The sequence below is a fragment of the Bacillus sp. FSL M8-0256 genome (genome assembly GCF_038005765.1).
GTDB lineage: Bacteria > Bacillota > Bacilli > Bacillales > Bacillaceae > Bacillus > Bacillus safensis.
Genome location: NZ_JBBOTU010000001.1, coordinates 3779907 through 3801803, shown reverse-complemented (window position 1 = coordinate 3801803; position 21897 = coordinate 3779907). Strand labels below are relative to the sequence as shown.

Here is a 21897-nt window from a genome sequence, read left to right as displayed (position 1 = left end):
ATAGGTCTCGTGTATGAGAAAAGGGGGAGGAAAAATGAATTACACACAAGTTGCCAAAGACGTTTTACAGCATGTAGGCGGCAAAGAAAACATTGCGCACCTTGAGCATTGTTCAACAAGACTTCGCTTCACACTAATCGATCAGAAAAAAGCAGATGTATCAGCACTAGAAAAAACACCAGGTGTTATAGCTGTCAGAATGTCAGGACAATGCCAAGTAGTCATTGGGAATGACGTCATTGAAGTGTATCAAAAGGTAACAAGTTTAATAGGCAGCAGCTCATCAGGCCAAGATGTGCCTTCCAATCAGCCAAAAGAAAAAAGAAAAGCAGGCACAGTTCTGTTAGATTTCATTGTAGGTGTCTTCCAGCCGCTTGTACCAGCTATCGCAGGCGGAGGAATTTTAAAATCATTTCTTCTCCTTTTCTCTTTATTAGGCTGGATGGATGCAAAGGGACAAACCTATCAAATACTGAACATGGTAGGTGACGCACCACTTTACTTTCTGCCTTTACTAGTTGCTGTAACGACGGCGAATAAACTAAAAGTAAACTCGCTGGTCGCACTATCAGCAGTCGGTGCGCTCCTTCTGCCGAACATGACGGCGATGCTTACAGAAGGTGCGCAATTACTTTCATTCGATGTAAAAAATATAGCTTATGCGTATCAAGTGTTTCCGGCAATCCTTTCTGTATTGCTTTACGCGCAAATGGAAAAATTCTTTACGCGGTTTTCACCAAAACCAATTCGGATTTTCTTCGTTCCGATGATGTCATTGGTCATTACTGTACCAGTTACGCTACTTCTGTTAGGGCCGATTGGTTTTACAGCAGGGCAAGGTTTTTCATCTATTATTCTTGCGATGTTTAATACGATAGGCTGGGTAGCTGTCGCCATTTTAGCAGCGGTTCTCCCGTTCATGGTGGCATCAGGCATGCACAAAGCAATGGTCCCTTATGCAGTCACAACGATGGGGAACCTAGGGAAAGAAGCACTTTATTTACCAGCATCACTTGCGCATAATATTGCGGAAAGTGGAGCTTGTTTTGCTGTCGCACTTCGAACAAAAGACAAGGTACTCAGATCAACAGCCATTTCGGCAGGAATATCAGCATTTTTTGGCATTACAGAGCCGGCGCTGTATGGTGTGACACTGCAAAATAAGCGAGTCCTTGGAAGTGTTATGATGGGTTCGTTTGTTGGCGGGATTTTCATTGGTTTAGTTGGTATACAAGCCTTTGTGCTTGTTGGCCCTGGATTAGCAAGCATGTCGATGTTTATATCAGATGAGCTCCCGCGAAATTTGATGTTTGCTATCATTGGAGCGGTCATTTCGTTTATTGTCGCCTTTATCGCTGCTTTTGTATTAGGTAAAGATCGAACTGTAGAAGAAAAGACAAAGGACCAAGCTGGGTTTGCTGAAAAAATTGGAGCAGGAGAAACATTCAAAAGCCCTGTGATTGGTCAAATGATCTCTCTATCTGAAGTGAAAGATGATATTTTCTCTTCAAAGGTCATGGGAGAAGGAATTGCCATTGTACCTTCAAAGGGAGCACTTTATGCACCAGTAGATGGAGAGGTAACCTTACTGTTCGAAACAAACCATGCACTTGGTATGAAGACGGACCATGGAGTTGAAGTATTATTCCACATCGGCATTGACACCGTTCAGTTGGAAGGTCAGTATTTCCATCCAAAGGTGCAGGCTGGAGAGCGTGTTCAAGCGGGTGATTTATTGATTGAATTTGATCTAGAAAAAATCATGGAAGCAGGGTATGATCCAGTAACTCTTGCTGTAGTCACAAATACAGATCAATATGATATTAAGGTACAGCCATTACACGAGGTCAATCGTCAAGATACATTGATGGTTGTTACACAATTAGGAGGATAATCATATGAAAAAAATCAAAGGTTTTCCAAAAGGATTTTTATGGGGCGGCGCCATTGCTGCTAACCAGGCAGAAGGCGCCTGGAATATAGATGGAAAGGGACCGTCTGTTGCAGATATTGCAATGTACCGTTCCAACTTGAGTGTAGAAGATTATGAAGGTCATCTTGCTGTTACCACTGAAAATATAGATCGTGCGATGAAAGATCCAGACGATAAAAAATACCCAAAGCGCAGAGGTGTTGATTTCTATCATCACTATAAAGAGGATTTGGCTCTCTTTGCTGAAATGGGATTTCAAACACTTCGCATTTCTATTGCATGGAGTCGTATCTTCCCTACTGGAGAAGAAGCGGAACCGAATGAAAAAGGGCTGCAATTTTATGATCGTGTATTTGCAGAAATGAAAAAACACAACATAGAACCGATCGTGACACTCTCTCATTATGAAATGCCATTAGCCCTTAGTGTGAAATATAACGGCTGGGTTGAAAGAAAAGTAATCGACCTCTTTGTGAAGTTCGCCAATGTTTGTTTCGAACGTTATAAAGATGATGTGAAATATTGGCTCACTTTTAATGAAATTGATAGTATTCACCGCCACTCTTTCATTACAGCGGGAATTATTCCTGATCGCTGTCCAGAAGGAAAAGTGGAAGAGACGGTGTACCAAGCACTTCATCATCAATTTATTGCATCTGCTCTTGTAACAGCAGATTGCCATCGTATCATCCCAGGCAGCCAAGTAGGATGTATGCTGACTAAATTGACAACGTATCCGCATACGTGCCACCCGAATGATGTGGAACAAGCTTTGAAACAAAACTTAGAAAACTATTTCTATGCAGATGTTCAGGTATTTGGCGAGTATCCACCGCTGATCAAGCGCATGCTTGAGAGAAAAGATATTCATATTCAAATGGAAGCAGATGATCTAACCATTTTAAAGGAAAACACAGTAGATTTTATCTCATTCAGCTACTATATGTCTTTAACGGAATCAGCCCAAGAAGGATTAGAAGAGACAGAAGGAAATACCATTCGTGGAGTCAAAAACCCTTATCTTCCTTCAACTGACTGGGGCTGGCAAATTGATCCGGTTGGTCTGAAAATTTCTTTGATCGAATTGTATGATCGCTATCAAAAACCTCTTATCATTGTCGAGAACGGCATGGGTGCAAAGGATGTAGTTGAAAGTGATGGCTCAATTCATGACGACTATCGTATTAATTATTTTAAGGAACATTTCCGTCAAATGAGAGAAGCCATTGAAGAAGGCGTCGATCTCTTCGGATATACGAGCTGGGGCTCAATTGATATTATTAGTGCAGGTACATCACAAATGTCAAAACGCTATGGCTTCATTCATGTAGATCAAGATGATGACGGGAACGGGACATTAAAACGATCTCGAAAAGACTCATTTTATTGGTACAAAAAAGTCATTGAGACAAATGGTGAATCGCTTGATTGAACACCACAATCATGAAAACAGGTGATGACGATGTTTAAAATCAAAAAAGTTTTAAACTCGAGCGTGGTCCTGGCTGAAGATCAGAACCAACAGGAGATGGTTTTGTTCGGCCGAGGAATTGGCTATGGACAGAAACCAGGTCAAATGATAGAAGAGAAAAAAGCGGACCAAGTCTTTATGTCAGTCGATAACATGAGAGCAAAAGAATTTCTTCAACTGTTAGATTCAATGCCTCAGGAATTTATCGATTTAACTCAACACATCGTCCAATATGCAGAAAAACGTTTAAACTCAAATTTAAATTCAGGTATTTATTTTACCTTAATGGATCATTTGAATTTTGCAGTGGAACGTCATAAAAAGAATATTAATATTACGAATCGCGTGTATTGGGAAATCAAAAATTACTATACAGAAGAATTTGAAGTAGGAAATTACGCACTTGAGTTAGTCAATGACACATTTGGCATACAATTACCAAAAGAAGAAGCTGCCAATATCGCCTTTCACTTAATTAATGCATTAGGTGAAGAGTCCGAGTCGAAAGATGGTATGAAATACGCCAAGATGATCGGAAGTATTGTCAATCTTGTGCGCTACACGTTGAATATGGAAATGGATCAAGAGAATATTCATTACAGCCGGTTCATTACACATGTGAAATTCTTCGTAGAAAGATTTTATGCTGATAAATTATTATCAGATCAAGAAAATGAGTTATTTGAACAAATTGCACACTTATATCCTCAAGCGATGGATGTTGCTTTTAAAATCAAAGACTATATTAAACAGGTGCATAGTATCGTCATTCCTAATGATGAGCTTACTTATCTTGCGGTACATATACACCGCCTCATATGTTATCAGCAACTAAAATAAATGTGGAACCACTTGCCTTGATGAGGCGAGTGGTTCTTTGTATGACCAATGTTTATATTAAGTTCCGATAGGGCGTTCTGTTGTACCAGGATTGCCATCATTTAATGGATTGAAAGCCCCTGTTTGTCCTAAAACAACGATGGTCAAAGTGATGATCAATAAACTCATTTTTTTCATTAGAATTCCCCCAGTCAATGATAGGATGTTTCATGCGATCAGCTTCCTTTAAAAAGAGATAGGCTTGATGAATTGCTCCCAGCTCTTCAAAGTGTTTTGCAGCTAATGCACTTAATTCACAGACTCCTTCAGCATCTTTTAATTTTTTAAGAATGCTGATTTCATCGAAACAGGCTTGGGCTTTTTGAGCCATATCTTCAGTGAAGTATAGATGGTAAAGCAAATTCATTTTTGCTATATAGATGGGGCATTTCTCTGATTCATGTTTTTGGTTCACCAATTCGAAGTAATAGAGAGCTTGTGTCCTTTCATCGATAGAAAGCAGCTCTTTCATTAACATGTACATGGAGTGATGAAAGTAACACGAAGAGAGATAGTCTTCATCACTAAGAGCCTTTTCTAGGGCATCAATACATTTTTTTGATTCACCAGCTTCGGCGTACAAAATACTGATATTATGATAAAGCTGTGATGTTAGAAAATGATCGTTGAGACTGTCTGCGATGTGTAATGCTTTTTTGTAGTAGTCTTCTGCTCTTATAAAGTCACCAATGTCCATATAATTAGCAGCGGCGATGACAAAGGCTGCAGCTAGTCTTCTCTCATACCCTTCATGACTTTTGAAAATATCAATAGCATTCTGAATATAGTGTAGAGAAATCAGGCTTTGACGAAGCAGCATATATAAGTTAGCGATTTTCGTATGAAATTCTGCTACTTCTATTTCATCAGGAATGTGTTGTAGTTTTTTCTCGGCAATTTTAAACAGTCCAATGGCTGATGCATAGTCTCTTTTATATGAAGCGTAAAGGGCTTTGTATAGGTAAAAGTAGTATTCAATTAAGTCGTTTGTTTTAGAGGGGCAATCTGGCTCTGGCTGTTCCTTCAGTTTTGTACCTCTCCGTTCATATAACATGAGCTTATACTTGCCTTCTAGCAATGAGTAATAGGTCAAGACTTCCTGATTTTCTTCCATTTTTTGAAGTAATTCTTTTAATTCTGTATACATTGCTTTTGCACTGTGTACATCATGCTTGCGAATTGCAATTCTCCAATCATTTAAACGATTCCCCACCTGTTCAGCAGAAATGATAGCCATGGAAATTTCACCTCTTTAAGATCCTTTCACCTGTTTCATAAAAAACGATATCACAATTTTTGGTAAAATATAATCGTTTCTGCGAGGTGATTGACAAGAGGTAATAAAAAGGACCTAAGGTCATGTGATGTACGATATTGTAAGGGTGATTGCTTGTTAGCACAAATGAATAAAATCTCTTTTTAGAAATCTAAAAAAGGGATATATACAATGGATTTTATGATAATGAACGAAAATATCACTCGTATATTTGGAATAAAGCAGTTTTAACTATTTCAGGGGAAAAATGGAAGGTCGATCTAGGAAAGAAAATCATGTATGATGTTGCTAGATCATGAGATAAGAAACTGGTAGATGACGACAAAAGTAAGTATTAAACACAAACTCCGACCTTTTAGAAAGGATGTTGAAATGAAAAAAAGATTTCAAAGTTTAAATAGACAAATCACAGTCATTATCGCGACTCTGTTACTTGTTTTAGTGACTGTTTATATGTCAAAGAGATACTTTTATAGCAAAGAAATTGAGCTGCTGACAGAATCTTGTCAACAAGCTGGCGGCAAAATCATTTTAGAAACAAATAGTTTGTCTATGGATTACTCGTTTGAGTGCCAGAAAAAGTAGAACAGGCAGTTTCCTGCCTGTTTTTACTCAAATTAAAAACCTAAATCTTGCAGCCATTGATTTAATCTCATTTCTCGTTTCTCGGCAGTTGAATGGTCATATCTACCTAATTGTAAACTGTCTGCAATTTCTCCGTCATTCATAAACATGATTTTTTCAGAACGAAGAGCCACCTTAGGGTCATGTGTGACAAGCAGCAGTGTCGCTCCTTCAGCGTGTACTCTTGAAAATATATTCATCACTTCTTTCGTTGTACTGGAATTAAGAGCCCCTGTGGGTTCATCAGCAAAAAGTATGTCTGGTTCATTCATGAGCGCTCGGCAGATAGCGGCTCTTTGAAGCTGTCCTCCCGATACTTCTGTCAAATATCTATTTGCCAAATGATCAATATCAAGTTTTTCCATTAAATATTGAGCTCGTTCATTCAATTCTTGTCTTGGCTTTTTCTTTGCTAAATAAGCTGCAGTAATGATGTTGTCAAATAGATTAAGATTTTTTAATAAATGGCTGTGCTGAAAGACAAACCCCATCTCTGTTAAGCGCAGAGCAGTTAACTGTTTGTCTGTCATTTCTGATAGTGATTGGCCTTTATATTTGATCTCTCCTGTTGAAGCTTTTTCTATGCCGCTAAGCTGATAAAGTAAGGATGTTTTCCCACATCCAGAAGGTCCCATAATGGTCACGAATTCCCCACGCTTTATTGTTAAATAAATATTCTTAAGAATCGTTTGTTTCTGTCCTTTTATTGAATCGATATGCAATGACAATCGCTTCGTTTCAATCATGTGTTCCATGTGAAACATCTCCTTATAAAAGTGTATGCCTTGTCGTTTGACTAGAAAAAAACGCCTTCAATAACCAGGTGGTCAAAGCTAAATTGACAATAAATAGTGTAACGGGGTACACAACTGACACCCATTGCGGTGACAGCCACTGGAGGCTCGACGCCCCTAATGTTGCTCCACCTATACTCATCAAAGCAGGGCCAATGGTACTCACCGCGATTGTTCCAATAAAGGCGCCAAAACACAGAACAACGATAAAACTCGTTATATATTGTGCTGTTATATCTCTTATAGAAAATCCAATTGTTCTTAGCATATGGTTTCGGCTCGAATCTTTCGCCTTTAACATGTGCAGAAACATGAATAGCATTAAGCTGGCTGTTCCAAAGGCAGCTAATGCAGCAAAAAATGCAATGACTTTTACAATAGCTGCTGTGCTGCCGATCGTTTGATGAACGTATTCTTTCATATCTGTCACTTTTGCAGGAGATACCTTTTTTTCAAATATTGTCTTTTTCTCTGCAATATTTACTCCTGGCTTTAGTTGGATTTGAATGGTTTGCCAAAGAGCTGTTTGAGGAAATGGCTGTGATATTGCTTTTGCTGTTTTGCCCCCATTGGTCACGTCCTGATAAATACCTGTCACCGTTCTTTGGATTTCATGCCTATTATTTACGAGAGTGATTCTTTCTCCTATCTTTTTCTGAAGTGAATCTGCATTTAATACGGATAAGGCAATTTCTTCATTCTTTAAAGGCTGCCGCCCTTTTAAATAGTTGAGGGGAAATGCTGAGAGCTCACCTGTTTCTAAGTAGAGCGTTTCTAATGTGTGCTCCTTTGATTTCACCTGAAGAGAAGTAGTTTTATAGATGGCTGCTGTTTGTATGCTCTGATCTTGACGAATCATTGATTCTATTTCGTTTGTATTTTTCGCTAGATGATTTCCTTGGCGTATATCCATTCGAAGGTCACTTTTACCAGAGCCAAGGTATGTGATGAAATCCGGTGATTGTAAGGTATGCCATAGCTGAATAGGCATGAGCATTAAAAATGTACAGAGTGCAATAATACAAGAAATCGTTGTGTACAACTTCTTTCGTGATATCAGATCTTTTAAACCAAGCCAAATATTGATTGGTATGAACCTGCTTTTCTTGAGGTGCATAGGTATTTTTTTCTTATGATTCGGTGAATTGACAACGCCTTGAAGTGCTTGAGCAGCTGATATTTGACCAAACTTTCTTAGGACAGCATAGCTGAAAGAGATGACGATCATTGCCGTCGCAATAGAAACAAAAAGCGGGATTAACCAATGAGCAAAAGAAGGCTGATTCCCCATGTAACGGTGAATATTGGTTGTAAACATATCACCAAATATAAGCGTTAACACATATCCTGCTATACACCCTGCACAAGCAAGCGCGGCATACTTACCAACGTATAATTGCTTGATTCTTGTTAAAGGGATCCCAAGCACCTTCAGTATGCCAATTTCACGTTCATCCTCTTCTATAGAAGCCGTCATAGCAAGATGGAGAGAGAGAAGGGCTATACTGATGAGCAGCAGGCAAACAAGCAGGAGAATGGCAATGACCATTCCATCTGTCAATGCATTCAGCATACGCAGTAAAGGTAGTGTGACAGATGGACCTTGTTGTGGCAGCTGTGATGATTGATAGATTGCTTGAAAAGCATCTGTCTGCGAGGCATCATGTAGTAAAAATTCGATTAAGTACTCTTTTTGTTGAAACACTTGATTTATTGCATCCCAATCCTCGTTATGAAGAAGAAATCTTTTTGAACTGACAAGACTGGGGTTCATTTGTGCATCTCGCAAGAACGCTTTGATGCGAAAGATGAATTGATTAGCTCCTTTCTCAATCAGTAATGTTTCACCTATGTTAAGCCGATACTTTTGTTGAAAATAAATTGGGACAGCCACTTCACCTTTATTGACAGTAAGCTTTTCGTTTTGTTCATCTAGAAGAAAATCAAAGTTGTGATTTTGCTTCACAAATAAATGATCCATCACACCTGCTTTGGCAGGCTCATGTCCGAACCTGATGTTTGCATGTTCAATTGGTATCATTGGGACGATTTGATGGGCTTTTACCATGGATTGCTTGCTTGAAAATACTTCAATGTCTTTTTCATTTAGGTCGCCGTCATGCATTTGGACAAAGTCTGGCGCTTTGGCAGAATGGAGCAGGTTAGAAATGGAACCATTCAGCTGTACGATCATTTGAGCTGCACTTGCTGCGAGAAATGAAGTCATCATGATGCAAATGGTTAAGCCGATTGAAATGAGACGGTGTCGGGTTAAGTCTTTCTTTATAAACGCTAATCTCATGAGGCTGCTTCTCCTTCATGCTGAAGCATATTTTTTGTTAAGCAGGCTAGTGCAAACATGAAAGTACTGACGATGAGCACCGTCACATACATGGTGGCTGAAAACGTATTGAACAAAAATCCATACATCATTTGGCCAAGCGGAGCAGCACATTGAGAAACCATTGTCAGATTGGCCATTACTTTTCCTAATTGATGATTTGGTGTTTTCTTTTGAACATGTGAAATCACAACGATTGAGATCATAGTTAGCAGCATAGCAATTGGAAGACATCCTGCTAAAAAGAGAAAATAAGCTGGATAAGTACCAAATTGAAGAGCTGTTTTGGATGTTGAAAGCGCCACAGGCAGCAAGATGACTGCGATGACAAGAAGCCAGCGATATAAAGTAGGAATGCGCCAATGCTTCGCTACAAGTCCAACTAGCAGAGCCCCTGCAATGACAGCGAACTCAATCAAGCCCATGCCTATTCCATACATGATGTCACTGCTCTTCATTGTGACCCTTAAAATGATTGGACCCCCAACAATAAAAAATGGTGTAAGGATGAAATTTAACATTGCGGCAAGCAGCATGGCTTTTTTTAAAAATGGCTGGCTGCCAATATAAGAAAATCCTTGTTTCATATCTTTTATGAGTACCTTGCTCATGGACTCTGTCAGCGGACTAGGGGAGAAGGAAATGTTTAGCCGTAAAAGCATGCAGGCTGATAGAAAAAATACGATGGCACTCGCACCGATGATGGATTGGCTTCCAATCATTCCGTATAGAACTCCTCCGATAATAGGTGCGAGAACACCTGAAAGTGCCTGAACGCCATTGACAATGCCGTTTGCTTGTTCTAATTGCTCTTGTTTCACTAGCTGTGGAATGCTGGACATGACAGCGGGAGCATAGAACGTACTCATCACGCCAAGCAGTATCATGACAGCTCCGATCATATAGAGTGAATCATTTCCCGAAAATAACCAAAAATAAAAGGCAAGAATCATCATGCCGGTGAGGACATCAAATAAAATCATTAAATTCCTTCTGTTAAATCGGTCAGCGATTGCACCAGCTAACGGTGAGAGAAGGAGCGGGATATTGGATAAAGCGAAAAGTAAGGCATATAAATCAACTCGATGCGTCATATCCAGTACGTGTAAAGATAGAACAAACCGAATGAGAGAAGATCCGAAAACGGAAATAATCTGTCCGAGAACGAGGTAGATAAAGCGGGATGACCCTCTTTTGGATAACAAAGACATGAATATCACTCTCCTTTTAGACCGACCGTCAGTCTATAATGTATGCAGGATTGGTATTGAAGTGACCAATCACTGATTATTTTCATCCAGCTCTCCAGATAATCGCTTCAGCAGGAATGAAAAACTCCCCTTTTCTGCATGCAATGAGGATTCGAGTATATCTATAAAAGCTAAAGCGCGTTGTATACTTTCTTCGGCTGTCCATTGAAAAAGGCCTTCATCAAATATGACCTGTGCAGAAGCAAGGAGAAATTCAACCGTCTCTTGCGGATACTTCGTTTTGAATGTCCCTTCCTCTACACCTTGCTGAATGACATCTGCCAACACGGGTGATAGTTCTTTAATGGCTTTGATTAAGCTTTTTTGATGCATTTCTGCATTAGAAGGCTGATGGAACTGATCGATCATGCCCTGTTTATGGCTTCCTTGCTGAGGTGATTGCGCCATGATGATACGAAATAGTTTGTCAACGACTGGAAGGTCTGGCTCAGCTGCAATACGCTTTGCCACGATGATATCTTCTTTGATGATCCTGTCAATAATGGCATCCATTACTTCTTCTTTGGATGCAAAGTAGTAGTAAAAGGTGCCTTTTGCGATGCCAACGGCTTTTAATATGTCAATAATCGTTGTTTTCTGATAGCCTTTGGTTGAAAAAAGCGCTTCGGCTGCGTTTAATATGTCATTTTTACGTTCCTCAGGATGTTTAACGGTTCTCATAAAGCCATCCTTTCTTTTAACTAGACTGTCGGTCGGTTCTTGATTTGATTAAACACTTTTCAGGGTGTCTTTGTCAATGGCTGGTTTTAAAACACTTTGCATTTATTGTTCAAAGACACTATGATACATTGAATGAAAAAAACCTTCAGGGGAGATGACAAATGCAATTTTTGACCAGTGAATTGGCTCAAGAAATGGTTGAACGTACGATGCATATTTTACATAAAAACATCAATGTGATGAATGCAGATGGTGTCATTATTGGTTCTGGTGAACGAAACAGGATTGGCCATAAACATGATGGTGCACGGCTTGTGCTGACAAGCGGGAACAGTGTGGAAATTGACCAGGAGACCTCTTTGCGCTTAGAAGGGGTGAAACCTGGGATTAACTTGCCTATCTGCTTCCATGAACAAGTAGTTGGTGTGATTGGAATTACTGGTGAACCAGAGGACATTCGGCATCATGCCGAGCTGGTGAAGATGGCAGCTGAACTGGTGTTAGAGCAATCTTTTCTGCTTGAGCGGGTTCAATGGCGTCATCGAATAGAGAGTGAAATTGTCAATCAGTTGATTTCATATTCTGATGTTGGGGATCATCAGCTGAAAAATCGAGCTGCTTGGCTGGGGATGGATTTAGACAAGCGCCGAATGGCTATTGTTTTTCAGCCAGTTCCATCCTCAGAGGATGCTGTTCATAAATTGATGCATGCGATTCAATATGATAAGAATGCGGATGATTTACTTGGCATGACCTTTTGTCATGAATTGATTCTTTTAAGTCAGCCCATACCTGAACATCGAGTAAAGCAGGCGGCAGGTCATCTGCAAAAAACAATGCAAAGAGCAGTAGGAAGCCAAGTGTTAGTGGGGATAGGGACTGTCGCTGAAGACATCAGCCAGCTGCCAATTTCTTTTCAGCATGCGAGAGAAGCCCTGAGGTTAGGGAAGGCTCTTGATCCGGAAGAAAGTATGTATTTCTTTGAATCGTATCAGCTGGAAAGCTTATTCATGAAGGTGGGAATTGCTGAAAAGAACAGTCGATGGACTGACTTTTACAAGCCTTTGACACAAGAAGCAGAGCTAGCCCATACATTAAGGGTTTACATTGAAGAGGGCAGTGATTTGCAAAGAATTGTTGATCGTTTATTTATTCATCGGAATACATTGCGTTATCGTTTAGACAAAATTCAAGGATTGACCGGAAAAGACCCTCGTCATGTAAAACAGTTAATCGAGCTTTATATGGCGCAGCTAATGACTCAACTATATTGATTGTGCAAATGCACAATTCGGAAGAGTGGTCAGTTAAAAAAGTTCATCCAGATTCACAACACAATCCCTTAGGGTAAACGCTTACAATTGGAGGAAGATATTTTTAGGGGGATTGAGAATGGGTGGAGATGTGACGGTAAGTACTTTGGGAGCCATGGCGGCGCTTGTGATCGCGATTGTTCTCATTCTAAAAAAAGTATCACCTGCTTATGGCATGCTGGCAGGTGCATTCATAGGCGGATTGGTTGGCGGTGTAGACATTGTTCAGACCGTCAACGTTATGATGGAAGGTGCTAAGGACATGATTCCGGCTGTCCTTAGAATTATGGCTGCAGGTGTACTGGCTGGTGTTCTCATTGAATCAGGTGCAGCGTTATCTATCGCTGAGGCCATCGTGAGAAGGCTTGGTGAGGCGAGGGCACTATTAGCACTCGCTCTTGCAACGATGATTTTAACAACAGTGGGCGTTTTTGTAGATGTTGCGGTTATCACAGTAGCGCCCATCGCACTTGCCATTGCCAAACGCGCAAAGCTCTCAAAAACCGGAATTCTCCTTGCTATGATTGGAGGCGGGAAGGCAGGGAATATCATGTCACCGAATCCGAATGCCATTGCCGCTTCAGACGCTTTTGGTGTACCTCTGACTTCAATGATGGCTGCTGGAATCATTCCAGCTGTGTTCGGGTTGGCTGTTACATATGTATTAGCTAAAAAGCTTGCAAACAAAGGGACGCCCGTTCTTGAAGAAGAAACTGGGCAAAGTAAAGTTCAAATACCTTCTTTTTTTCAAGCACTGGCTGGTCCGCTGGTTACCATTTTATTGTTGGCTTTAAGGCCGCTTTTTCAAATCAATATAGACCCAATGATCGCTTTACCGATTGGAGGGATTGTAGGTGCTCTTTTCATGAAAAAAGGGAAATTTCTCAATGATTATGCGATGTCGGGTCTCCATAAAATGTCAGGTGTAGCGATCATGTTATTAGGGACAGGTACATTAGCAGGAATCGTATCGAATTCTTCCTTAAAAGATGTGTTTATTCAGGCACTGGATGCATCGGGTTTACCTCCATATTTACTTGCGCCTACTTCCGGGATATTTATGTCAGCCGCGACCGCTTCGACAACAGCAGGAACGGCGGTAGCGAGCGGTGTGTTTAGCGGAACACTGATTGGGCTTGGTGTATCTGCTCTTTCAGGAGCAGCCATGATTCATGCTGGCGCAACAGTGCTTGACCATATGCCGCACGGGAGCTTTTTCCATGCAACAGCAGGAAGTGTTCAAATGGATATTAAAGAGCGTTTGAAGCTCATGCCTTTTGAATCGTTAATCGGTTTGACGTTAACCGTTGTATCGACCATTATTTTTGGCGTTTTCCAGCTGTTTGGCTGAGGACATGATAAGAAAAGAGGGGCTTTAGGATGAAAATTGTGATCGCACCAGATTCATTTAAAGAAAGTTTATCTGCTTATGAGACAGCATGTGCCATTGAACGAGGATTTCGTTCTATTTTGCCAAACGCAGAGTATATCAAACTGCCAATGGCAGATGGAGGAGAGGGGACCGTTCAATCGTTGGTTGATGCGACTGACGGACACATTGTTCATCAAGTGGTCACGGGCCCGCTTGGTGAGCCAGTGAATGCCTTTTTTGGCATGTTAGGAGACGGTCAGACTGCTGTCATAGAGATGGCTGCAGCCTCTGGTTTACATCTTGTACCGCGAGAAAAACGTAATCCATTATGGACGACATCAAGAGGAACTGGTGAATTAATACTTGCAGCGCTGGATAAAGGAGCGAAGCACGTGATCATTGGCCTTGGCGGAAGTGCAACAAATGATGGCGGTGTTGGGATGATGCAAGGATTAGGTGCAGATTTCCTTGATAAAACAGGACATTCCCTGACGTCAGGCGGCGGGGCACTTCATCAATTAGCTTCAATTAATTTATCTGGACTCGATCCAAGACTGCAATCCGTCCGTCTGGAGGCGGCTTGTGATGTGGATAATCCTTTAACGGGTGAGAGAGGAGCGTCTGCTGTTTTCGGTCCTCAAAAGGGAGCAGATGAAGAAATGGTTCAAGTGTTAGACAAGAATCTGGCTCATTTTGCACAAGTAGCTGAAAAGCAGTTCAATGTCTCCTTTGGAGATGCAGCAGGGGCAGGAGCGGCAGGAGGACTTGGTGCGAGTTTATTAGGCTTTTTAAAAGCTGATTTGCAAAGAGGAATCGATATTGTGCTGAAGGCTGTTCATTTTGATGACGTCATCAAGGAGGCAGACCTTGTCATTACGGGAGAAGGCCGAATTGACCGGCAGACCATTTATGGAAAAACCCCAATCGGCGTAGCCAAAGCAGCAAAGCAGTATAATCTGCCTGTGATTGGTATTGCAGGCTCTCTTGCAAACGACAGTGGAGTCGTACACGATCATGGAATTGATGCACTGTTTAGTATCGTTCCAGGTATTACCTCTCTGTCTGAGGCGATACGAGATGCGGCTCTTCATGTAGAAAGAACAGCCCGGAATATCGCGGCTGTGTTAGAAATTGGAATAAAAAAGTAAACGATGAAAAATATTTCCTTTTCTATCACATTCCTTTCTATCGAAATGTGGTAAAATTGTTATAAATGATGTAGAAAGTTGGAGGAAACAAAAATGTCTAATCTACCGAATTGTCCTTCGTGCAGCTCACCTTATACTTACGAGGACGGCAGCCTGCTGGTTTGTCCTGAGTGTGCGCATGAATGGTCACTTGAACAAGAACAAGCGGCAGAGGAACAGCTTGTGGTCAAAGATGCGAATGGGAATCTGTTAAGTGATGGGGACACGGTCTCTATCATTAAAGACCTAAAAGTAAAAGGTTCTTCATCCGTTTTGAAAATAGGAACGAAGGTCAAAGGCATTCGTTTAGTTGAAGGCGACCATAACATTGATTGTAAAATTCCTAGCTTCGGCGCAATGAAATTAAAATCAGAGTTTGTGAAGAAGATATAATGTATGAAAAGAGGCTGTAAGAGGCCTCTTTTCTTTATTTATAGGTGAAAGGAATAATCTCAAACAAAATTCCATACATATATACCTGTTGAAAAAGGTTCATTTTTTAAAAAATCAAGCCTCTTTTCACATAAAAATCCGCAGTTTTCTTAACTCTACCTTAAAAAAGGCAGATGATTCGCTAAATTTTGGCTAATCCCCTTCACAACTTTTGGGCATTGCTGTACCATATGGAAGTGTTCTTCTATTTTTGACGGATCATGGTGTTTATCAGGAAATAGAATGATAGATGATACTTAGACAAAGAAGGAGAGGTAACGTGACGAACGTTTTAGAACTGCATAATGTATCTAGACATATTAGCGGGAAAAAGATTGTTCAAGACTTGAGCTTTTCTGTCCAAGCGGGCGAAGTCTTTGGCTTCTTAGGACCTAATGGTGCAGGGAAAACAACAACCATTCGTATGATGGTCGGTCTTTCTCCCATTACATCTGGTGACATTCTGATTAATGGCCATAGTATTCAAACATCCTATCAGCATGCCATCCAACATGTCGGTGCGATTATTGAAAATCCAGAAATGTATAATCATTTAACGGCAAGACAAAATCTTGTTCACTTTGCCAGAATGAATGGGAAAGTGGATGAAGCGCGAATTGATGAGCTGTTAGAGCTAGTCAGCTTGCAGCATGTGAAGCATAAACGTGTGCGTACATTTTCATTAGGAATGAAACAGCGATTGGGCATTGCGCAGGCACTCATACATAGACCGAAACTGCTAATCTTAGATGAGCCGACCAATGGACTTGATCCTGAGGGGATTCGAATGATACGAGATTACTTGAGAAGGCTTGCGAAGGAAGAAGGGCTGGCTGTAATTGTTTCAAGTCACCTCATGTCAGAGATGGAATTGATGTGTGATCGCTTTGCAATTATCCAAACCGGAAAGCTGATTGCGATTGAGGATCAGCGTGCTGAGACGAAGCAGGATGATTTGGTTAATTATCGAATGAAGGTAGCAGCCGGGGAGCTTGAAGAAGCACAGAAGCTCATTGATGCATTTGAGGAAGGCGTCACTGTAAGAGAAGAGGAGCAGTACTTATTTTTCTCTATGCCAGAACAAAAAATGCCAGAATTAATCCGTCATTTGAGCAGCGCGTCTATTCATTTGTACGAGATCAAAATTGAAAAACAAACCTTAGAAGATAAGTTTTTAAGCTTAACAGGTAAAAAGGAGGCAGACGTATGATTCGCCTCATTCAAAACGAGTGGATGAAAATCAGTTATCGTGTTGGTACTTGGATTATGGTTGGGCTTCTTGTTTTAGGTATGGTTGCCACGTTGATCTTTGCAGTGAAAACAAATGACGGAGATCAAGCTTCAGGTGATTGGAAAACCCAGCTAGAAATGATGAATAAGGAAAACAAGAAGGAGCTCAAAGAGACAGAGAATGGTTTCTTTAAAAGAGAGCTTGAAAAAGAGATCACTATTAATGATTATCGAATCAAGCATAACTTGCCGCCAGCTGATCAGTTTAGCGACAGTGTATGGGACTATGTGAAAACAAACGCCAATTTACTTCAGCTAGTCGGTGTGTTTGTGATCATTATTGCTTCCACCATTGTATCGGCTGAATACAAGCATGGTACAATTAAATTATTATTGATTCGTCCACCATCAAGGCTAAAGATCCTAATATCTAAATATATTACGGTGCAGCTGTATGCTCTTTTACTTGTTGTGGTGCTATTTATCTTGTCATTCATATTGGGTGCTATTTTCTTTGGACTTAACACTGATTATGTGAATTTGGTGTATCAAAATGGTGAAGTGATTGAACGTTCGCAGTTTGCAAATATGGTCTATTATTATCTTGCTCATTGTGCAATGTTTGTCGTTTTGGGAACCCTTTCGTTCGCCATTTCTACAGTATTTAGAAGTGAAGCTATCTCCATTGCCATTAGTGTGTTAGCTTATATTGTAGGTGGAACGATTACAAGTATTTTAATGCTCTTCTTTGATTGGGCAAAATATTTGTTATTTGCAAACGATCCATCCCAATACTTTATGGAACAGGTTACTATTATCGATGGTATGTCTCTAGGATTCTCACTAACCGTCCTAGTCATCTATTGGGCTATTTTCTTAGCTATTGCCTTAATCGTCTTCCAAAAACGAGAAGTAAAAACAGGTTAATTTAACTTTTTAGGAGGTTTACACATGATTAAACGTAAAGGTGAAAAAATTATGGGGATTATTAGTATTGTCCTCAATGCCATTGGTGTCGGGTTTGGGGCATTAATCCTTTCTGTGGGTCCATCATTTTATGATGAAATCAATGAAGTGTTAAAAGAGGAAGGGGAAACATTGCCGATTGAAACGCTTCAGGCTTCGGTTCATGCGTTTGGTACTCAGTTCATGGTCGTTTCCGCAATTGCGGCTGTGCTGTCGATTGTAGGTGTGATTTTCTTGAAAACCGACCGTCGTGCCGTGCTTTCAGGTATTCTTTTCTTGGTTTCTGCTGTGACTCTTTTAATTGGAACAGTTGGCCTTGCATTCGCTCCAATGGTTCTATTGTTTATCATTGGATTAATGTCTCTTATTAGAAAGCCGAATTCAGACATTCACACAAGTGAATATCCTTCATAATGAAAGAAAAGACATGCGCATATCCGCGCATGTCTTTCTTTTTAAATGATGCCAATCAGCATCGCCACGAACAGAAGGATAATACTGAATCCCCACATCCAAAAGAAGGAGTAGCGGATGTGTTTCCCCATATCAACCCCTGCAAGACCTACAGCGAGCCAAACAGCGGGAGCAAGCGGGCTGACAAAGGTTCCGATGATGTTCCCAATCATCATCGCATATGCCGCAGAAGTGCCTGGTACGCCAACTTCAGATGTAATGGATTCAACAATTGGCAGAAGAGCGTAATAATAGGCGTCTGTACTTGTCAGCATATCAAGCGGCACTCCAAGCATCCCAACAATGATATGTAAAAATGGCAGCAAGAAGGCTGGTAAAATGTGAATACTGTCAACAGCAATGGCTTTCAGCATCCCTGTGCCTTCAAGAATTCCTAAAAATGACCCTGCGGAAAAAATCACAGCTGCCATCATCAGCGCACTAGGTGCGTGTGCCTTGATCCTTTCCATTTGCAGATTCACATTCGGAAAGTTAATTAATAGTGCGAGAGACAGGCCAATCATAAACATAAAACTAGCAGGCATCACGTTCAACACGAGAAGCACCACAACACACAAAAACAGAACAAGGTTCACCCAAATGAGATGGTAACGCTTTAAAGAGGCGTCTCCCGTTTCACTAATAGACTGAATGGCACGATCCCAATCTGCACCTTCTAGTTGAACCGCGGCTATTTCATTTGCAGCAATTTTCACCCGAATTCGCTTTTCTTCCCTCTTTCCTAAAATGAATGCCATTCCTAACACGAGTACAACGCCAATGAGCTGAATTGGAATGAGCGGCACCCAGAGTTCAGAGGGGTCCATATTCAGTACACTTGCTGCCCGTCCAGTCGGTCCAGCCCATGGAATCATATTGGTTAATCCAGCACTCGTCCCGATTAATAACAGCAGTAAATAAGGACTCATATGTAATTTTTTATAAAGCGGAAGCAGTGCAGGTACAGTTAATAAAAAGGTCGTAGCCCCTGCTCCGTCTAAGTGTGCGATAACCCCAATCAAAGCAGTTCCCATTGCAACTGTGACAACATTTCCTTTTGTCAGCTTGATTAAAGTCTTAATTACAGGTTCAAAGAACCCTGTATCTTGCAAAATACCAAAAAATAAAATGGCGAAGATAAACATGGTCGCCACCGGCAATACTTTGATAATCCCTTCCTCGAAGAAGGTTTGAATGTCATTGATCCCAAATCCCGCAATGAGCGCCCCTATTAATGGCACCATGACCATGGCGACAATTGGACTTGCTTTCCCCCAAATCAGCAGCACAACAATCGTTAAAATAATCATCAATCCAACAAACGTTAACATAAGCCCCTCCCCCTACAAATAAAACGTTTACATTTGTCTATACTTTTCATCCAATGCATTCCCACAGGTGCATTGAAAAAAAAGGGTATCAAATTTATGAGTATTAAGCAACCGCTTTCATACCTATACAATGGTAAAAAAGGATGGAGAGACCAGTCATGGCGCGGCATCAAATATTGTAAAAAAATTTAGATAAAAATAACGATTAAAGTTCACAATAATTAATATGGGTATTTAGACTTATTAAATTAAAAAGCGCCCAATAAATGGACGCTTCATTCAACGATTTTTCAAGATGACATACTCGTAAGGATCGAGTTGAAGCTGCTCAGGCACTTGCTGTCCAGTCAGCATATTCTCATAGCTTGCCTCTGAATCTAGTGACATGTTCTGCTGCTCTTCTGTAAAATTCATCAAAAACACATAGTCCTGCGACCCGTCTGTTCGTTTTTGTACACTGACTCCTTCTGGAATTGCAGTGGATAGGACGGGCTGTATGCCAATACCTGCGATAAGGTCTTCGTAAAACTCATCATAAAAAGACTGCTCATTTTCTGAGGCCATATAGTATGCTTTCCCTTTTTCTAATGAACGGACAGTCAGGGCTGGCTGTCCTTCGTAGCACCCATTTTCAAAATGCCCTAGTACAGAGGCCGTTTCAGGATGTATAGATTCGCAATATTGTCCGACATGATAGGTGCGTCCATTCCCTGTGGTCATTAACACATGTTCATCAGGCATCAATGTGTTGATTTCCTCTGCCCAAATGCCAAGTACATGGCGGAGAGGGCCAGGAAAACCGCCGAGGAAACAGAGATCATTTTCGTCGACTATGCCGCTCCAGTAAGTCGCGATAAAAATGCCGCCCGCTTTGACAAAGGCTTCAATTTTTTCTGCAACGCCTGGTTTGATCATGTAGAGCATTGGCCCAATGAGCACACGATAGGATGAGAAATCCTTTTCCATCCCGACTATGTCAACAGAGATACCTTTTTTCCAAAAGCTTCGATAGTGAGTTTGACAAGCCTCTACATAGCGTTTGTTTGTATTATTTAAGCCTTGCGCATCATCAATGGCCCAGTGATTTTCCCAATCATAAATGATGGCGACCTCTGGCTGAACGGATGTGCCCGCAATTGGGTGCAGCTGCTCCAGTTGTTTCCCTAGATCAGCTACCTCTTGAAACACGCGCGTATGTTCATGACCAGAATGATCGACAACGGCACCGTGGAATTTCTCAGAGGCGCCTCGGCCTTGCCGCCACTGGAAATAAAGCACGGAGTCTGATCCGTGGGCAATTGCCTGCATGGCAGAAAGGTGTGCCATGCCTTTATGTTTGACCTTGTTCACTTCATGCCAGTTCACAAGGCTCGGCGTACTCTCCATGACGAGAAACGGCTGTCCGTCCTTTAAGGAACGGTACAAATCATGTACAAAGGCAACGTTCGATGCTAATTCGGCCGTTGTTTCTCTGCCGCTGTGCCAAGCAGGATAGCTATCCCATGAGATCACATCGACCTCTTTTGCAAATTGATGATAATCCAGCCCAAGAAATGGACGCATATGCGGATAGTCGCCCATAAAGTTCGTGGTTACTGGGATATGAGGCGTCAATTCCCGCAGCGGCTTAATTTCATTTTGATAAAAATTGATCGTTTGTGCTGTGACAAAGCGCTTCCAATCCAGGTTCATGCCGTGAATCATGTGCTCCCCGTGTGGTGCGGGTGACTCGATTTGTGACCAATCACTATACGTGTGGCTCCAAAATCCCGTCCACCATGCTTGATTCAAAGCCTCAAGATCGTGGTTGTATTTGTCCTTCAAATAGTCTCGAAATGCTTCCTGGCACAGGTCGCAATGACACTCGCCGCCGTACTCATTCGAAATGTGCCACATGATCAGTGCTGGATGATCCTTGTAGCGTTCCGCAAGCAGCCGGTTGAGTGTATTCGTTTTTTCTCGATAAACCGGAGAGGTGAAGCAATGATTATGGCGCAGTCCATGTAAGTTACGCTGACGATTCGCTTCGACGCGCAATACTTCTGGATATGTTTGTGACAGCCAAGCAGGTCTTGCTCCGCTTGGCGTTGCGAGAATGGCGTGTGCCCCCTGTGCTGCCAAGCGGTCCATGATGTCATCCAGCCATGCAAAGTCATACTGACCCTCTGCTGGCTCTAGCTTACTCCATGCGAAAATGTTGATGGAGAATGTTTGACAGTGTGCAAGCTTCATTAATCGAAAATCTTCGTCTATGATCTCTGGCATATGGAGCCATTGATCTGGATTGTAATCGCCACCATGCAAAAAGCCTTTCACATTTGGGTGAACGAGTGGATAACGCTTTCCCATTTTGTCACGTCCTAT

Annotated in this window: 18 protein-coding genes; 11 read left to right on the top strand and 7 right to left on the bottom strand. The window is 41.3% G+C overall.

Annotated elements, in window-relative coordinates; all coding sequences use genetic code 11:
* Window positions 1–34: 34 nt before the first annotated feature.
* The 3 genes from NSQ76_RS19605 to NSQ76_RS19595 are packed head-to-tail and all read left to right on the top strand — an operon-like array spanning window position 35 to window position 4244.
* Window positions 35–1894, top strand: coding sequence for a beta-glucoside-specific PTS transporter subunit IIABC (locus NSQ76_RS19605; protein ID WP_285710821.1), 1860 nt, complete (start codon window positions 35–37; stop codon window positions 1892–1894).
* 4 nt (window positions 1895–1898) lie between these two features.
* Window positions 1899–3365, top strand: a complete 1467-nt coding sequence (locus tag NSQ76_RS19600; RefSeq protein WP_024423979.1) for a glycoside hydrolase family 1 protein — start codon at window positions 1899–1901, stop codon at window positions 3363–3365.
* 30 nt (window positions 3366–3395) lie between these two features.
* On the top strand, window positions 3396–4244 hold the full coding sequence (locus NSQ76_RS19595; RefSeq protein ID WP_125586962.1) for a PRD domain-containing protein: 849 nt from the start codon (window positions 3396–3398) through the stop codon (window positions 4242–4244).
* A 97-nt stretch (window positions 4245–4341) separates the two neighbouring features.
* Here the strand turns inward: NSQ76_RS19595 and NSQ76_RS19590 are convergent, their stop codons facing one another.
* Window positions 4342–5520, bottom strand: a complete 1179-nt coding sequence (locus NSQ76_RS19590; RefSeq protein WP_326134158.1) for a Rap family tetratricopeptide repeat protein — start codon at window positions 5518–5520, stop codon at window positions 4342–4344.
* 354 nt (window positions 5521–5874) lie between these two features.
* On the opposite strand from NSQ76_RS19590, the gene NSQ76_RS19585 reads away from it, so the two are divergent.
* Window positions 5875–6144 (top strand): hypothetical protein, encoded by a 270-nt coding sequence (locus tag NSQ76_RS19585; protein ID WP_235183653.1) that lies wholly within the window; start codon window positions 5875–5877, stop codon window positions 6142–6144.
* Between the two features lie 32 nt (window positions 6145–6176).
* Here NSQ76_RS19585 and NSQ76_RS19580 read toward each other — a convergent pair whose 3' ends face one another.
* The 4 genes from NSQ76_RS19580 to NSQ76_RS19565 form a co-directional block, all read right to left on the bottom strand.
* On the bottom strand, window positions 6177–6938 hold the full coding sequence (locus tag NSQ76_RS19580; protein WP_149126113.1) for an ABC transporter ATP-binding protein: 762 nt from the start codon (window positions 6936–6938) through the stop codon (window positions 6177–6179).
* 13 nt (window positions 6939–6951) lie between these two features.
* A complete protein-coding gene (locus NSQ76_RS19575) occupies window positions 6952–9279 on the bottom strand; it encodes an ABC transporter permease (RefSeq protein WP_341055643.1) in 2328 nt (775 codons plus the stop codon).
* Window positions 9276–10529 (bottom strand): MFS transporter, encoded by a 1254-nt coding sequence (locus NSQ76_RS19570; protein ID WP_341055642.1) that lies wholly within the window; start codon window positions 10527–10529, stop codon window positions 9276–9278. The genes NSQ76_RS19575 and NSQ76_RS19570 overlap by 4 nt, the downstream gene beginning before the upstream one ends.
* Window positions 10530–10598: 69 nt before the next feature.
* On the bottom strand, window positions 10599–11249 hold the full coding sequence (locus NSQ76_RS19565) for a TetR/AcrR family transcriptional regulator (protein WP_044334868.1): 651 nt from the start codon (window positions 11247–11249) through the stop codon (window positions 10599–10601).
* 161 nt (window positions 11250–11410) lie between these two features.
* On the opposite strand from NSQ76_RS19565, the gene NSQ76_RS19560 reads away from it, so the two are divergent.
* From NSQ76_RS19560 to NSQ76_RS19530, 7 genes are all read left to right on the top strand, one after another.
* The gene (locus tag NSQ76_RS19560; RefSeq protein WP_327822747.1) at window positions 11411–12523 is read left to right on the top strand and encodes a CdaR family transcriptional regulator; all 1113 of its coding nucleotides are present in this window, start codon (window positions 11411–11413) and stop codon (window positions 12521–12523) included.
* A gap of 118 nt (window positions 12524–12641) precedes the next feature.
* The gene (locus NSQ76_RS19555) at window positions 12642–13913 is read left to right on the top strand and encodes a GntP family permease (protein ID WP_025093737.1); all 1272 of its coding nucleotides are present in this window, start codon (window positions 12642–12644) and stop codon (window positions 13911–13913) included.
* A gap of 29 nt (window positions 13914–13942) precedes the next feature.
* Window positions 13943–15082 carry a glycerate kinase gene (locus tag NSQ76_RS19550; protein WP_024427575.1) on the top strand — a complete coding sequence of 380 codons (1140 nt, stop codon included), beginning with the start codon at window positions 13943–13945 and terminating at the stop codon, window positions 15080–15082.
* A 93-nt stretch (window positions 15083–15175) separates the two neighbouring features.
* Window positions 15176–15514, top strand: coding sequence for a zinc ribbon domain-containing protein YjdM (locus tag NSQ76_RS19545; protein ID WP_327822746.1), 339 nt, complete (start codon window positions 15176–15178; stop codon window positions 15512–15514).
* Between the two features lie 319 nt (window positions 15515–15833).
* Window positions 15834–16763 (top strand): ABC transporter ATP-binding protein, encoded by a 930-nt coding sequence (locus tag NSQ76_RS19540; RefSeq protein WP_025093740.1) that lies wholly within the window; start codon window positions 15834–15836, stop codon window positions 16761–16763.
* The gene (locus NSQ76_RS19535) at window positions 16760–17710 is read left to right on the top strand and encodes an ABC transporter permease (RefSeq protein ID WP_025093741.1); all 951 of its coding nucleotides are present in this window, start codon (window positions 16760–16762) and stop codon (window positions 17708–17710) included. The genes NSQ76_RS19540 and NSQ76_RS19535 overlap by 4 nt, the downstream gene beginning before the upstream one ends.
* A gap of 24 nt (window positions 17711–17734) precedes the next feature.
* The gene (locus tag NSQ76_RS19530; protein ID WP_024427571.1) at window positions 17735–18163 is read left to right on the top strand and encodes a DUF4064 domain-containing protein; all 429 of its coding nucleotides are present in this window, start codon (window positions 17735–17737) and stop codon (window positions 18161–18163) included.
* A gap of 41 nt (window positions 18164–18204) precedes the next feature.
* Here the strand turns inward: NSQ76_RS19530 and NSQ76_RS19525 are convergent, their stop codons facing one another.
* Both NSQ76_RS19525 and NSQ76_RS19520 read right to left on the bottom strand, forming a co-directional pair.
* Complete coding sequence (locus NSQ76_RS19525) at window positions 18205–19533, bottom strand: CitMHS family transporter (RefSeq protein WP_024427570.1); 1329 nt, start codon at window positions 19531–19533, stop codon at window positions 18205–18207.
* Window positions 19534–19812: 279 nt separating this feature from the next.
* On the bottom strand, window positions 19813–21882 hold the full coding sequence (locus tag NSQ76_RS19520) for a beta-galactosidase (protein WP_341055632.1): 2070 nt from the start codon (window positions 21880–21882) through the stop codon (window positions 19813–19815).
* Window positions 21883–21897: the final 15 nt, after the last annotated feature.